The following is a 15,634-nucleotide window of genomic DNA, read 5'->3' on the forward strand; positions in this document are numbered from 1 at the left end:
GATTGCCTCCTGTAAAATACAGAATTCAATCCTTATTAGCTGCTTAAATATATGTCTAACTTTTCGGGTCCAGTTCATTTAGACAACTTAAAAGGGCGGTTTTTGCGCGCTCTTTACACACCGGATATATAAACTCCAACATCTTCCCAAGGAAGAACTGGATAAACTTCGAAATAACAGCTGTAATAATTAACATTTTCACTGATCATCACCCCCCTTCAGCATATAAAATAGGAGGATTACTAGCAGACCACAAAATCTATAATAGTGTTTGGTAGAGTTACTTTTTACCTATGTAAATTCTTGATGACTTCTATATATATAGTATTACGTTTCAAAATAAGACACAACATATATGTATAAATTCTTTCTTTTTTTAAATTTTACTTTTCGACAAGACCGTCGCTTTTTTTTAATCCAAAGGCTATAAAACAACATTCTAAAACTCATGTCAATAAAGTGCTTTTCAAAAAACTTGTCAACGAATTTAACCTTATTTTTAAAAAAGTTACCAATATATTTTGTCATAAAACGGCAAATGCTAGAGGAAATATTTCTCCAGCATCACGCAAAAAGAAAAGACATGAAACGATAATCTGTTCTAAAAAACGATTACATTTATCAATTTTACTTTATTAAATATTATATACTTTCGTTGCTCGTTACATAATAACAGATAACCATTGTAAGAAAAGGTTATTATTATAAAATTTTACTTTATTTATGAACGTGGGTTTCTGAATATGTATAAATTACTTGCCCACCGCGTTACGTGTTCTCAATAATATTTTTAAAATCTTCCCAACTTACTACAACTTCCCTGAACATATAAAATACATTTTCCGTTGCAATATACTCCTTTATCTCACCATTTTTCATCTGTTTTAAAATTGCAATTACTTATATTGTTTTTCACCCTACACCTTTATATGTACCAGATAACTCAAATTTTGAGACATTAATTTTCATTCTTAATACAAATCCTCTTATACTTGCCTATAACTCCTTTTTTGTCGGCAACCTCTTCATTTCTCCTATGATCGGAGTAGCTGATGATATTTTCTTTAAAAGGTGTTGACTTTAGGTCTTCCCTTCACTGAGCATGGCTTAGATTGCTTAAGCAACGGCTTGGACATAAAATATCTACCTTACATCGCAAAAACAAAAATTAAAGCGACATAAAGTAGATGTCTTAATACTGAGCTAGGATGAGTTGTTGAAGTATCCGTATTGTATCACCTTGTTTAAACACAGGGATTTCTCCCTCAACGGACTTTCTACTCACAAAGCTTGTCCCATGAGCTTATATCTATCCGTTGCCACCTGTCCCGTAGGACACCAAGCAGCCACCGAACCTTTAATGGTCGTTCACACCTAGACTACACCCAGTGTAAACAAGGAAACACTTTAGAGGGCGTACGCTTAACTTTCTGACATCGGCTTAGCTAACCTGTTCAAGTTTTACATGTGTTAGGTCATTCCATGTTTGGAAATCCCGTAGATCAGTAGCTAAAAAAGACAGCACTTAAGAAGCCTTGCATTCCTCGAATTTTTTCGATAAAATTAAGGTAATGGGTTTACGGTATTCCGATATTTAGTTTTAAACTGAATTATTGCGAGTCGTCTTCTTGGCGGGAGCGACCCAGAATGAGCGTCTTAATAGATGCTCTATTTTTTTGTTTTTATCTTGTTCTTCTTAATTTAGTTAGCGGTGAGAATTCATCATGGCTCTTTCTCATTTCTTTAACATCCATTTGTATATACCGTCTCATTGTACGTATATCAGCCCATCCACCGATTTTTTGTAAAGTAAAAACATCGCATCCATTTAATATCATGTTTTTTGCCCATGTGTGGCGATATACATGCGCGGATACTTTCTTCCCTTTCACTCCTGCTTTGTCTGCATAATGCTTTAATCGTTTATTAAAATGAACGGTAGTCAATGGATCACCGTAACTTGTTAAAAATATCAAATCGCTTTTAAAATTAGCCTTGTTTTCATTAACGAGTTGTAGAACTAACTTAGTAACGTGCGTAGAAATCGGTACTAGGCGCGGCTTTCTATTTTTACTTTTATCCGGTGATATTGTTATAAAACGCGATTGAAAGTCTATGTCTGTAATACGCAAACTAACAAGCTCACGAATTCTTAATCCAGAATCCAGTAACAGATTAATTGCTACGAAATCCCGAAACCCTACGAAATCTCTTAAGTTAGGTTGTTGCAATATCGTTTTGACTTCTTCGTCCTCTAAACAATTCGTTAAATCGATATCTTGTCTTAATAATTTAATTCTTTCCATCGGGTTCACTTGAATAATTTCTTCCCGCTGCAAATGATTAAAGATTGAGCGTAACGTCCTAAGATTGATATTGATCGTCGTATCAGCTAAACCAACTTTTCGGTTGTCTGTGTGAATTACTTTATGAGTATCGTAGCGTTTTTTATCGTGTTTCATATAATTTATATATTCTCGAAAGACTTCCGCTGTTAATTCATCGATATATTCCACGTCATAATTCGCATATAACCAATCAGTGAAATACCTCCACATTTTGATATAATCCTTTACAGTCCTTTCCCTACAACCTTCCGCACGCTTACCTGAAATGGCAAGGTCAAGCGCTTGTTGAATTGTTAGCTTAGGGTATTTTTTTCCATCACTAGATATCTTCGTAATCCTCTTTCTCTTTTTTAACGACAAAATAAAAAACCTCCCTAACGATTTGATTTCATCGTTAAGAAGGTCGTTATCCATAACCGTTTATTGAACAATTTAGTATTGTTTTCATCCCCTTAATACGCTTGTTTTATACGTTCACTCTATCGTTATCCACAACTCTTTTCCCATCTTATCGTTTGTTTATTTTATAACAATCCAGCTGCTGGACGAATTTATAAACGACTAGGATTTAAAGACATTGGAATGTGGACGATGTATCGATAATAAGAGATACTCTATAAACGAAAATAGTTGTAACTTAGCAATAAAAGCAGATTATACAAAAACTTCAAACCGTTATTATGAAGAAACTACTTGAGGAGCGAGGACTCTAACTAAAAAATGTTATGTATTCAAACTAAATTTAGACAGATAAAAGCCCCAATTGTTGCATCTACTCCAGCAATTGAGGCTACCTGTTTATTCTCAAATTCTTTCCGCTACAAATAGAAATATTTATGAAAGATTTATCAAACTTATGTCACTATTATGATAATAATCATTTTAGAAACCCTTTTTTTGTTCATTTCATCATCATGCTACACTCTCTATATTTTCGATCAGATAACCTACTAATCACTTTAATCACCTTACATAAGTAAATTTTCTTTTCGTAGTTCAAATACTCTCCTATAAATTATTACTTTTTCATCATCAAAACTTACAATACACACTTTCTTTATGCCTTACGTTTCGATTTACTTTTTTTATTTTTCTTTTGATATCTTGGAGTTTCTCTTTTATGTTGCTCCCACGTTTTATTAAATGACGGAAATTTAAACCTGCAATATGCTAATAGCTGAAATTCAGCTGCTCCGATTGCTACTGCGTACATTAAAATGCTCCCAACCACATACATTAGTAAAGCATCAAACCCATAGTCGTTACAAAAATAAATTAAAACCAGAAGGAGTGGTACGTATATCATTACTCCCTTCAGTACATTCATCTTTGTATTACTAAAAAATGATTTAGATCTCTCATCCATACTAAAAACACCTTTACTCGCTTGTTTAAACGTATCAATTGTTGTCACAATATGAAAAATTACTGCTCCTAGAAATAATAAACTTGCAAGCGTCAATGTCAAAACATCAATCGAATTATTAGCTATTTCAGAAACAATTAAAGCTGTGAGCCCAATCGTTCCTAATTGAAATGCGTATAATAACACGACAATTGTTTGTAATTTTTGAAATTTATAACGAGCTTTTGGAAACGAATATAGTATTAAAAAAATGAATTGCACACTGTATAAAAACAGCTCAAACTTTACAATTCCCATTCCAAAGAGAACCTTACAATACTCCCAACCACCTGATAAAACGATAGAAAATATAATTATTGAACTAAAGAGTATGCCCCCCATCATAAATCCTGTAGCTCCCTCAGGACTTAATCTTACTCTACATGTCATTCGAAACTCATCTAAATCTTCTTCTTTTATTTTCCACATTCAGCTTTTTCACCTTCTATACAGTTTAAATAATTCTCATACACTTAAATTCTATTTCACTCTTACTTACTTTTCGTTTTGAATTTTGTATTTCGCTTTCGAAATCTCCGACGCATTCTCTCATTCTCTTCCCATGTCATATTAAATGACTTGAATTTGAATCTACAGTACACTAAGAGCTGGAATTCAGCTGCTCCGATGGCTACTGCATGCATTACAATTGTCCCTACTACATACAAAATTAACGTATCAAAGTCATAATCATTATGGAAATAAATGATTATTAGAAGGGCTAAGTTATATACCATACTACCTTTTATCATTCTTTCTTTTGTTTCACTAAAAAATGATTGAGACCTCTCATCCATACTAAACGCACCTTCACTTGCTTGCTTAAACGTATCAATTGTTGTCACAATATGAACGATAACGGCTCCTATAAATAATAACCCTACACAAATTAAAGTCATTCGATCAATTGAATAGTCAGTCATTCCATGAAGAACTAACGCTGTAAATGTTATTGTACCTAATTGAAATGCATATAATATTACAACGAGCGTTTGTAACTTTTGAAATTTATAACGAGCTTTCGGAAATAGATATAGTATTAAAAAAATTATTTGTAAACTATATAAAACTAATTCAATACTAACAATTATTTTGTCGAAAAAAGTTGAATAGTAATCCCAACCATCTGTAACTAGTGCTACGAAAATAAAAAACATCAATAATGAAACAAAAATGATTGTTCCCATCATAAATCCCGTCGCACCTTCAGGACTTAAACGATTTCTACATGTAATCCTAAATTGATCTAAATCTTCTTCTTTTATGTTCCACATTCAGTTTTTCACCTTCTATACAGTTTAAATAATTTTCATTCACTAAAATCCCATTACATTCGTAACTTTTTTAAGTATCTTCATCTTTTGTATAACTAAATTTAGATAATCTTTTATGTATAATTACCGTACATAATCAGAATGCTTTTGATAGTTCAAATAGCCTTCTTTCTCCTCAAAAGCTCTAAATATTCTTCTCTCTTTCACTTAAGCATATCCCTCATACTCTATTTTTGTTTCCCCGAAACTGCACTCACTTAGTAAAAACATTACTGTCATCACAATTGTATCAAGATAATATAGCTCTTTAATTTTATCTTCAGAAAGGTGATAACCTCCCATCAACAATATGCTAGGAGGTTATTACAGTTATTTAAAATTTGTTTTTTATTTTAATGGATTCGATTTTTGCAAATAATAATGTTATTTAATTTGAGAGAAGCGAATACTAAAAACATACTGCTTAATAACTCGTAATTAAGTCTTCACCCTCATATCTAGGGTCTTTCTCAACTTTACCATCTTTTGTTTTGATGATTTTTAGTCTACCTAACCACTCTGCTCCGTTATATGTCTCTTCACTTACCCATACATTATGCTTTTTACCATCTACCTCAACTACTAGTGTGGGGTGTGTAAACATGAATTCCTTCTCTACATGCCTACCTACAATTTCTGCATGTAATGATGTACCTTCTTCAACTAGTTTACTATTTTGATACCCTTCGATAATAGGTAATCCAATAAATACAAAGAATATCAGTCCAAATACGATTACTTTCTTCTTTGTACTCCATTTATTCTTTTCTTTCAATTCCTTCTGTCTCGCTTCTCTTTCTTCCCGTTCATCCAAACTCTCATTTAAAGCATCTTCCCATGCCTTAATTTCCGCTTCGATTTCTGCTTCAGCTCTTGCTAGTTTTTCTAGTTGTTCATCGGTTGCTACCATCTCATATGAGTTATCTCCAACCAAACGAATTTCAGTACCATTTTCTTTTACTTTTCGCAAGTCTTTTTCTGTACAATTAAACTCTCGAATGATTTCCCCTTGTGTGTTTACCAATCTAACGTAAATGTTTTTTTCTCCTTCTTCTTAAACATCTGCACTCCCCCTTATTTGTTTCCTATCATAGATAACCCTATTGCAATTAAGAGAAAGAAAACGATAATAAGGAAAGTCTTCCCTTTGCTTACTTGTGTTGTAGAACCTTCCAAGACAGCCCATATAAAAATTGGGAAAAGAAGAATACCTAGAAGAATATCAACTAACTTTTTGCTACTCTTCTTTAGTGGTTTTTCTTCTACTATCGGTTTTATCTGAACAGCTTCTTTTCTTATTTGTTTCGGTTTCTTTTTCTTGCGTCTATGATTCACCCAACTTACTCCTTTTAGAATAACTTTTTCCTAACTATAAAAATACCGAAATATCCCCATTTTCCATTTTATAAACCTGTCCAGATATTACAAAATCTGTGGCTTTAATGGCGCCATCCAAAGGACCATATTCATTTATAAGACTGCGGCAATTCTTCATATTGGTCCCGTATACGTACTTAACCACATCCTTATTTAAAACAGGCGCAGGATTTAAAGCTAATACGTTTATATTATCTTCTTGATGTCTTAATGCAACTGTATTCGCTGCTCCGCCACCTAAAGAGTGCCCTAGTAAAGTTATCTTCTTTCCTTTATTACTCGCCTTGACTTTTTCATAAAATTTTTCTGCTTGACTATACTGAAATTCCGCTAATGATCCCAATATAGGTGAATTAGTTAAATTATGCAGCCAAATTGCTCCATCGGTTGCTAAATAGCCTATTTGGCTCGGTTGGTTTCCAACGTATACAATGAAAATTTCATGCGTGTTTCTTTCCTCTAAAGCATATGCCCCAAATCCAGTCACTGAATGAATATCATCAGAAACTATAAGATTAGCATTAAAGTTGTCTTGTAACTTCTGTTTATTTATTATTGGATCAGAATTATTATATTTTTTTCTTGTCCATTATAATCATAAATATCTCTTGCCGATAATCTTAATTTTCCTACATCACTACTTAATTTATAATCTTCCTCGTTCACCATATTCTCCCCCTTATATATTAATGGCTTTCTTTAAATTTCTTTTCATATTGTAAGTAATCTTTTTTTGATTTCCGATTATTTTCTTCTTTATTATGTAAATATGTTGTTATTTCTTGATCATGCCTAATCATATTATTTTCTTCATTTCTTTGTTTATAGCCTATCGAAATTGTTATCTCTGTTATTTCCATCGGATTTTCCTTTGTATCCTTAGCAGAATTAAATTCAATTAGTAGTGTTGCATAACTAAACTTCTCATACTCTAATCCTAAATTCCCATTAAATAGCTCTTTAAATTGAGTTTCTGATAAATTATAGCTTATCGTAGCTGGTTGGCTGAAGCTTTTTTTATTCACATTTGGTTTCAATTCTTTTATTCCTTGCACTCTATTGAGCATTAATTTTATATTAGACATATCTCCCCCTCGATTTGAAGCTTCTAGCTGTCCATTTTCGTATCTTATATCTGACTTGAATACAACTTCTTCTTTATATTGTGGGTTGTCACTATGTTTTTCATCCTCAACTGGAGTATTGACTTTCTTTTGTGCCTCACCAAAAAGAATATTATCTTTAATACTATAAATACCTTGCGTTGTTTGATAAACTACTCCTATTTGCTTATTATTATCCTCAATAAAAGTGCTATCCCTAACCTCTTCTTTCACATACGCATACCCATCATCACTCGCAGACATAACTGTCTTCATGTCCCCTTCATCCAATGCCTCTACTAATCTCTCATACTCTATCTTTGTCTCTCCAAAACCACATCCACTTAATAAACTTGCTACTATTGACAGTACTATCATCATCTTAGCTTTCTTCTTTAACTTCATACTGACACCCTTATTCAATCAAAATAAGCTTTCCTCTTTCCATTTTGGAAGAGGAAAGCTTATTTCCTTTTAAATTTATTTTTTTCCCTTTATTTCTAACTCTTGTGCTTGTTGTTGCTTTTTATTTTTTTCAATTACTTTTTCAACAAACTCATTCCGCCACATTTTAAACTTAGCTGCGAATTGACCTTCAATTTTATTTCGATACCCTTCAAATTTAACCTCTGCAATATCCGTGTGGTTAAATAATTTATACGTCTCTTCGGTTAAACCCACTGGATGCAACACTCCGCCATAATCATAGAATGTGTTTTCATCAAGTAATAAACCTCTCGTAGTAATTACATACTCCGCATCTTCCTCTTCTTTAAGACCCAATCTTACAACACTGCCTAAAGGTAATACTTTATCCATATAGTCTTTCATATTAATTCACTGTCCCTTTTAGTACGCTAATTTTCTCTTCTATTTTTTGTCTTTTTTTCTCTAATTGACGGATACGATCAATAAATGCCTCACGTGTTTTTCCTTGTAATGTGCTATCAATACTACTCTCTAACCTTCTAATATCTCCCGTTAAAGATGCAGCTGCTTTTTCCAATTGCACTACAACGTTTATAATTTGTTCTCGTCCACCACTAGCTGGAAATGTACTATGAACTCTTGACATTATCGTATGTAAATCCACCTTCATACCCCTCTCTTTTAAATTTATAAACTTGGAGTTTTAATAATATGAAACTGCTCCTAATTCTTCGTCTTTTGCAAACATAGAAAATACCGCTTCTGAAACATCGTCGTTTAATTGTTTTAAATCTTTCGATAACTCCTTCACATCTTTAGCAATTTCACCTAATAAAGAACGGTTTATCCCCCTACTGTTATCATTCATAAAGAGATTTAACAATGAGTGACGATGACTTAATATATGTTCAGATACAATTGCAGCTACATTTGTATCAACTACAAAATCTCCTTTAAACAAATCTAGTAAATCTTGCACGTAAGAAGCTGCAACTTCTTTTGCAATATCTAAAATTTCACTTGTAGCTAAATATACTACAACACTTCCAGCTAAAAAATTTATAGCAGTATTAAATACAGACTCTAATACTTCTAAAACTTTTTCCTTACATTTCGCTAAAGTTGTTTCAATCCATTCTACAGCGATATCTACCGCTCCTTTTATTTCAACTGTAGCCATTATACTAAATTGGATTGCTTCTGCTGTAATTTGGGATTTTAGCCCTTCATACTTTGTATTTAATCTTGAAAAACCTTCTTGAACTATATCTTTTAGCTTTTCAAGCTCCTTGCTACCTTGCATAACGTCCGAGTACCATAATATCCCACCTAAAATAGTAGAAATTGGCGTTACGCTTAGTATCAAATTAATTGCATTTCCAGCTATTTTTTCTTCCTGGATAGAAACTTTTCTATGAAATACGTCATTTATAGTTCCTGTATATATTGCACCAGTAGATTGGGAAAGCTCCAGAATCCCCGGAATAATATCCCACCCTGTATCATTATCACTTGCTAGTTTATCAATCCATATTAGATGTCCATTCTCATCATAATCCTTCACTGTAAAAGCATATGAGTGACCAGCTTGATTCGGAATTTTATACATTCTTCCCGGAAGTGTGAAGTCTGCTGCCTTTATCCCAATATGTAGTGGATCATTCTGATTAATGATATTCCGAACATTTTTCATATCAAAGCCATTACCAAACTTATCTACATCTCGATTTAAAACTGGTGCTGGATTTAGCGCCAAAACATCAATATCGTCTTCTTGATGCCTTAATGCTACTGTATTTGCAATACCTCCGCCCAAAGAATGTCCTGTTATACTAATGGTTTTACCATCAGCATATTGTTTCACTTTTTCGTAAAATGCCTCTCCTTGATCATATTGTTTTACTTCTAACTCATGTTCCCAATCATTAAACACTAATTTATTTGCATTGGTTAAATTATGACCACCTATCTCCGCATCCACTACTACATCACTATTATTGTCTTTTCCAGCTTCCGTTCCAACATACGAAATAACAACTTCTCCTGTTTTATTATCCTTAAAGGCATAAGCTGCAAATCCTGTATCTTTATCCACTTCAACTTCTATAAGTGTTGCACCAAATTTTTCTTCTAAAGTATTTATGTTTAATTCCCTGCCGTTTTCTCCTGTTTTATTATATGGCTCTTCGCTGTTATTGAAACTATATATATCTTCTCCTGCTAGTTTCAATTTCCCCCAATCCGAAGTCAATCTATAATTTTCTGTCTTTTCCACACCTTTCGTCAAACCACTTCACCTTCCCATTTAATTACTTATTTTTATATTGTTTTTCATAATTTACAAACTCTTTCTTAGCTTCCTGATTGTTATCTTTTTTACTACTAAAATAAACATATATTTGTTGACTATGCGTTAACATTTTACCTTCATCATTTTTCTTCTCATAGTCAATTGAAATTGTTAATTCTGTTATTTGCATTGGGTGTTTTTCATTGTCTATTGAATCGTTAAAGTTAAGTACAATTGATGCATTTTCAAATTTATTATATTGCAATTTTAATTTATCATTAATTATTTCTTGAAATTGTGCTTCTGTTAAAGTAAATCCAACTGAATTTGGTTCATTAAATTTTTTTCTATTACCATCTGCTTTCAGTTTTAAATTCCCTACACCTTGTAATCTATTAAATATCAATTTCACAGGAGAAATATCTAAATTTGAATCCGAACCTTGAAGTTTTCCGTTTTTATACATAAAGTTGGTATTATATTTTTCTTCTTCTTTATAATTAATATCCTTATGCCTATCCTTTATATCTTTTGTTTTACTTGTTATTTTTTGAGACGTTATTCCATATAACAATTTTTCTTTCAAATTATATATACCTTCAGTAGTTTGATATAGTGTATTATGAATTCTGTCATCACCATTTTTTTCTGTCGTAAAATCAATAACCCGTTCCTTCACATACGCATACCCATCATCACTCGCAGACATAACCTTTCTCATGTCACCTTCATCCAAAGCTTTGACAAATGGCTTATAATCTATTTGCTTTTCTCCAAAACCACATCCACTTAATAAACTTGCCACTATTGACACGACTATCATCACCTTAGCTTTCTTCTTTAATTTCATACTGTCACCTCGTTAGTTACTCTAGGCATTTTTAGTTTCATTATGTTCCCTTTTTGATAGTAATACACTTCATCTTTACCTAATGGTGCTTCGTTGCTTATATATTTTATGTTGAAGATACTTTGATCATTTAATGGCATTGCGATAATTGCTGCTGTTAGTTTACTTCTCATTTTCATAGGTAGAGCTTCACGATTTCGGTCCATGTAGTCGTGGTGACCTGCTAATACAAAGTAAATACCTACTGTACGAGATAAATCAATTAAAGTCGCTGCATCCTCCATTTCTAAATAAACAAATTTACTAAACTCTTCAACATTTGTCATGATAATGAGTTGTTTTGTGAATGCAGGAATTTCTCTACCTTCTTGTCTTGCTTGTGCTAATTCAAGAGCTCGTTCACGAATTACTTCCATCCAATACTTCGCATGCATATTGATTTCATTTTCGTCTACAATGTAGTGCGTCACATCGTCTTTATATTGAACGAAACTATACTCTGCTGTATCCACCAACGTCACACTTTCAAAATAATCTTTATTCAATTGAGATAGGATGCTAGATACAATTTGTTTTCTCATACTATCATCTACACTATAAATCATTAAATGATCATTCACTGCAATATCATGAGCTACAACTTCTACGTTTGCAAAATCAAGCCCCATTGGAATTCTTGCTGCTTGTAGAGCTTTTGTAACGTCTTTATTTTTACGATAAGTAGCAATATCAATCACTTCTGGCATCATTGGAATTGCCTTCGGACGTTCTCCATCCCATTCTCGATCCATATCATTTGCTTCTTGTTGTAATAATTGAATTTGCTGTAATTCATCTTCTGCTTTCGTAGGTAGTGCAACCTGGAATAATGTAGGAGATTCTAGTTTTATTAACGCTCTTCCTGCTGTTTCTTCCACTTTTATATCAGATCTCCCTACAATACTAGCTACTTCACTTTGATCAATCATATATAGGCAAGTTTGGATTTTAATATTATTGTACAATTGAATTCTAAGTGCATTTTGTCGCCCTGCACTAATTAAGGTATGAATTCCTAAACTTGCACCATCTCGGACAATTTGCATAATTAGCATTTCAAAGCTTTCATAGAACTTCGCTTCTTTTACTGCATCATAATTGTCGATTGCAATAATAATATGTGGTATTTCTTTCCCGCTTGCCTTTTCATACATTTCAATATTTGCAACGTCATATTCACTTAATAATCGTTTACGATTTTTCATTTCTTGAGTTAATCTTTCAACAAACTTTAAACATTTTTCAGATTCATCAATCGTAATCGTATCCGCTACATGAGGTAATCCTTTCAAAGGTAGAAGACCATTTGTTCCAAGGTCCACTAAATACACATGCAAATGCTCCGGACTATGCTGACGAGCTACATCCATAATGACTGATTGTAAGAATGTTGATTTTCCGTAGCCTGGGCTTGAGAAGACCGCTACGTGTCCGTCTTTACTAATATCTAATGTTAATGGTGTTTGTGATTGTAATTCAGGCTGATCTAGTAGACCAACTGTTGCTTGTAATGGTTTCTTTTCTTTCGTCCATGCTTCTTTGAACTGAATTGCATGTAAGTCTTGTAAATATACGCTTTCTGGAAGTGGTGGTAACCACGGTCTAGCTAACGCTTCAATTTCATTTATTTCTGCGTAATCGTGAATGTAGTCAATAACAGCATCCAGTTCAGATGGTACGCTTATTACTTCTTTACTACTACCAAGTCCACTTAAGTCTTCGCTTAATATTTCATATTGTCCTAGATCATTTATTGCATATATCGTTGCGTCTAAATGTTCTTTATCTTCTTTGTTTTCTACATAGTCTGCTCCACTCCAAGCTGATTGGAATAGTTCATATATTTCATTATTCCCAACTTGTAAGTAAGCACGTCCTGGTAATGTAATTTCAGCAGCATCTGGTGTTTTTAAAATTTCATTACTATCTGACGTATTTTGAACTTTTAATGCTAGTTTGAATTTCGAGTTACTCCAAATTTGATCATCTACAACACCACTCGGTTTTTGCGTAGCTAATATTAAATGGATTCCGAGCGAACGACCGATACGCGCTGTTGAAACTAACTCTTTCATAAACTCTGGTTGTTCTGACTTCAGTTCCGCGAATTCATCACTAATTAAAAATAGATGTGGCATCGGTTCACTTACTAAGCCTTCTTTATACAGTTTTTGATACTGATTAATATGGTTTACATCATTTTCCCCAAATAATCGTTGTCTTTTTTGTAATTCAGCTTTAATTGATGCGAGCGCTCTCATACTTTGTGCTCCATCTAAGTTCGTAATTGTTCCTAATAAATGCGGTAAGTTTTTGAATAAATTCGCCATACCGCCACCTTTATAGTCAATTAATAAAAAGGCTACTTCGTACGGATGGAAATTAACTGCTAGAGATAAAATGTACGATTGTATAATTTCCGATTTACCTGAACCTGTTGTACCTGCTATTAACCCGTGTGGTCCGTGTGCTTTTTCGTGTAAGTTTAAGTTTACGATATCTTCTTTACCACGTAATCCAAGTGGTACAGCTAAAGATTTATGCGCTGCATTTTTCTCCCAGCGACTTGTGATATTTAGTTCTTTTACTTTCTCAACACCGTACATCTCTAAAAATGTTACACTTTCTGGGATACTATTTTTTAAGTTTTGCAAATGATTTAAAGGTGCTAATGCTCGTGAAATGTCTTCTAAATTGAACCCTTTCGGTACGTGATTGAGTTTAAATTGACGGTTTACAAGCTCTCCTTGTTCTAAGATGATGTTCCCTTGTTTTGCATCTCTTATATCAATTACCGTTTTCACGTGCTCTGGTAAACTTTGCATAACATCTTGTACAAATACAAGTGATACACCTAATTGACTTGGATCATCATTAAAGAATTCCATAACAACATGATCTAGTATTAGTTTTTCATCTGTAATGAGAACAACATAGTGCGGTGCAAAGTACATTTTTTCATTCGTTGAACTTTTTTCATCTAGTTTTAATTTTCGTTCTTTCAATATTTGATACAAACTATTTAACACTTGATCACGGCTACGGTCATGGTATACAAATCCACGTACATTTATATCGCGAACACTTCCATGTGGTAACCAGCGCATCCAATTCCATTTTTCTTTTTCCTCTTCAGGAAAAATAGTAATAAACTGCAAGTCATAATAACTATGGAATAACGCGGTTTGTACAACTAATAATTGTAATTGTTCTAGCACTAAAGAGCGTTGTCCAATATAGCCAACCGGTCCATTTATCAAATCTGTTACAACAGGTACATCTTCCAAAGTAAGATAACGCTGTCTTAGTTCACGCGCTATATCAATTAACTCATCTTTCGTTTGACTAAATTCTTCTTCATTAAATTGGATTTCAAAACTCGTATTAGCTTGTCCTGTCCCAACGCTAAATGTTAAGAAATCATGATGTAACATTGTTTTTTCATAAATACGTGGATTTACTTGCATAGCCATATTACGTATCACTTCAACATTTGGATAATGATAATGTAATGCATGGCGCTGTTTTTCACTTTCTGCATGTAAGTCTTTCGTTTTTTGTTTTATATACGCTCTATAACTTTTATCACGTTCAACAATGTCAATTTTATATTGCTTTAAATTTTTTATATATGATGTGACAGAAACAATAATTGTTACTAATGTCATCGCAATCGATGCAATAATAAACATCCCATATTTCATAAAGATAGCAAGTAATACGGTTACGACAATCATGACAAGAGAAGGTGCAATAATTCTTGCCAAATGTTCAGTCGGTTTTGACGGCATACTTGAAGGTTTTGCAATTGTCATTTTCTCTTCTGGTTCACGGTAAATAATACGCGGTGAACGATGATAATCTGGATAACCACTTTGATAATTTGTTTCTGATTCTACTAAAATAGGTAACGTAGATTTCACGTTCTCTTCTGAAGAAAGTACTTGAATGTCTTCATTGCCTATTTCTACTAAAACACCATCAAAATATAATACGTCTCCCGCTTCTAACATAACGCTATCTTTTAGCTTCGTATAATTATGAAATACATCCCCGTCATATACATTCACTTTAAAAGAATCGTACAACGTTTCACGAGATAGCATTAAATCTACATTTGTCCCAATAATAGAAATATCATCATAACTGTTTTGACTAATTGTAAGAGAATGTTTCGTTCCGATATCAAACACTTTAGTTGTGCCGATAATAGAGATAAAGATTTTCAAGCTCACATCTTTAGTTTTTCCAATCTCAAATTCCTTATTGAATTCTATTAATTGATTTTGTACCATCCAAGCATTTACTTCATTATTCCACGTTAATTCTATTTCTTGTTCTAAACTTGGATTCGTAATATCATTTGTCCACTCTTTTCCAATCGACACTATTGATTGCTCATTTGGATGTAATGTGCACTTATATATTTTGTCTCCATAAGTCAATACTAATAGTTGCTCCATGCCTGTTCACTGCTCCT

Annotated in this window: 12 protein-coding genes and 2 pseudogenes; 1 reads left to right on the forward strand and 13 read right to left on the reverse strand. The window is 33.0% G+C overall.

Annotation, left to right across the window (positions count from 1 at the left end; all coding sequences use genetic code 11):
- Nucleotides 1–55: 55 nt before the first annotated feature.
- A complete protein-coding gene (locus PDQ33_RS16620; RefSeq protein ID WP_270395290.1) occupies nucleotides 56–202 on the reverse strand; it encodes a hypothetical protein in 147 nt (48 codons plus the stop codon).
- Nucleotides 203–1,682: 1,480 nt separating this feature from the next.
- The gene (locus PDQ33_RS16625; RefSeq protein WP_076872770.1) at nucleotides 1,683–2,708 is read right to left on the reverse strand and encodes a tyrosine-type recombinase/integrase; all 1,026 of its coding nucleotides are present in this window, start codon (nucleotides 2,706–2,708) and stop codon (nucleotides 1,683–1,685) included.
- Nucleotides 2,709–2,861: 153 nt separating this feature from the next.
- Here PDQ33_RS16625 and PDQ33_RS16630 point away from each other — a divergent pair.
- A pseudogene (locus PDQ33_RS16630) lies at nucleotides 2,862–2,951 on the forward strand (GNAT family N-acetyltransferase); the annotation flags it as partial.
- Nucleotides 2,952–3,405: 454 nt separating this feature from the next.
- Here the strand turns inward: PDQ33_RS16630 and PDQ33_RS16635 are convergent.
- The 11 genes and pseudogenes from PDQ33_RS16635 to essC all read right to left on the reverse strand — a co-directional run bounded on the left by PDQ33_RS16635 (nucleotide 3,406) and on the right by essC (nucleotide 15,617).
- Complete coding sequence (locus PDQ33_RS16635) at nucleotides 3,406–4,182, reverse strand: hypothetical protein (RefSeq protein WP_000265484.1); 777 nt, start codon at nucleotides 4,180–4,182, stop codon at nucleotides 3,406–3,408.
- A 62-nt stretch (nucleotides 4,183–4,244) separates the two neighbouring features.
- Nucleotides 4,245–5,027, reverse strand: coding sequence for a hypothetical protein (locus tag PDQ33_RS16640; RefSeq protein ID WP_061130724.1), 783 nt, complete (start codon nucleotides 5,025–5,027; stop codon nucleotides 4,245–4,247).
- Nucleotides 5,028–5,490: 463 nt separating this feature from the next.
- Complete coding sequence (locus PDQ33_RS16645; RefSeq protein WP_002198445.1) at nucleotides 5,491–6,090, reverse strand: hypothetical protein; 600 nt, start codon at nucleotides 6,088–6,090, stop codon at nucleotides 5,491–5,493.
- 50 nt (nucleotides 6,091–6,140) lie between these two features.
- Complete coding sequence (locus PDQ33_RS16650; protein ID WP_001016543.1) at nucleotides 6,141–6,401, reverse strand: hypothetical protein; 261 nt, start codon at nucleotides 6,399–6,401, stop codon at nucleotides 6,141–6,143.
- Nucleotides 6,402–6,438: 37 nt separating this feature from the next.
- Nucleotides 6,439–7,112 (reverse strand): annotated as a pseudogene (locus PDQ33_RS16655) (lipase family protein); the annotation flags it as partial.
- A 17-nt stretch (nucleotides 7,113–7,129) separates the two neighbouring features.
- Nucleotides 7,130–7,951, reverse strand: coding sequence for a DUF3952 domain-containing protein (locus PDQ33_RS16660; RefSeq protein WP_000768463.1), 822 nt, complete (start codon nucleotides 7,949–7,951; stop codon nucleotides 7,130–7,132).
- Between the two features lie 75 nt (nucleotides 7,952–8,026).
- Nucleotides 8,027–8,377, reverse strand: a complete 351-nt coding sequence (locus tag PDQ33_RS16665; RefSeq protein ID WP_000656382.1) for a DUF4176 domain-containing protein — start codon at nucleotides 8,375–8,377, stop codon at nucleotides 8,027–8,029.
- Nucleotide 8,378: 1 nt separating this feature from the next.
- The gene (locus PDQ33_RS16670) at nucleotides 8,379–8,639 is read right to left on the reverse strand and encodes a hypothetical protein (protein WP_000363098.1); all 261 of its coding nucleotides are present in this window, start codon (nucleotides 8,637–8,639) and stop codon (nucleotides 8,379–8,381) included.
- A 39-nt stretch (nucleotides 8,640–8,678) separates the two neighbouring features.
- On the reverse strand, nucleotides 8,679–10,262 hold the full coding sequence (locus tag PDQ33_RS16675) for a lipase family protein (RefSeq protein ID WP_000160313.1): 1,584 nt from the start codon (nucleotides 10,260–10,262) through the stop codon (nucleotides 8,679–8,681).
- Between the two features lie 22 nt (nucleotides 10,263–10,284).
- Nucleotides 10,285–11,115: a DUF3952 domain-containing protein gene (locus PDQ33_RS16680; protein WP_000768472.1), complete on the reverse strand. Its 831-nt coding sequence runs from the start codon at nucleotides 11,113–11,115 to the stop codon at nucleotides 10,285–10,287.
- Nucleotides 11,112–15,617, reverse strand: a complete 4,506-nt coding sequence (gene essC, locus PDQ33_RS16685; protein WP_061130723.1) for a type VII secretion protein EssC — start codon at nucleotides 15,615–15,617, stop codon at nucleotides 11,112–11,114. Before essC ends, PDQ33_RS16680 begins: the two co-directional genes overlap by 4 nt.
- Nucleotides 15,618–15,634 lie beyond the last annotated feature (17 nt).

This window comes from Bacillus cereus group sp. Bc031 (assembly GCF_027716265.1).
GTDB classification, from domain to species: Bacteria; Bacillota; Bacilli; order Bacillales; family Bacillaceae_G; genus Bacillus_A; species Bacillus_A paranthracis.

Excerpts from the sequence above, each read along its gene's own strand:
- PDQ33_RS16635 (WP_000265484.1), bottom strand. The coding sequence starts at position 4,182 with ATGTGGAAAATAAAAGAAGAAGATTTAGATGAGTTTCGAATGACATGT.
- PDQ33_RS16640 (WP_061130724.1), bottom strand. The coding sequence starts at position 5,027 with ATGTGGAACATAAAAGAAGAAGATTTAGATCAATTTAGGATTACATGT.
- PDQ33_RS16660 (WP_000768463.1), bottom strand. The coding sequence starts at position 7,951 with ATGAAGTTAAAGAAGAAAGCTAAGATGATGATAGTACTGTCAATAGTA.
- PDQ33_RS16665 (WP_000656382.1), bottom strand. The coding sequence starts at position 8,377 with ATGAAAGACTATATGGATAAAGTATTACCTTTAGGCAGTGTTGTAAGA.
- PDQ33_RS16680 (WP_000768472.1), bottom strand. The coding sequence starts at position 11,115 with ATGAAATTAAAGAAGAAAGCTAAGGTGATGATAGTCGTGTCAATAGTG.
- essC (WP_061130723.1), bottom strand. The coding sequence starts at position 15,617 with ATGGAGCAACTATTAGTATTGACTTATGGAGACAAAATATATAAGTGC.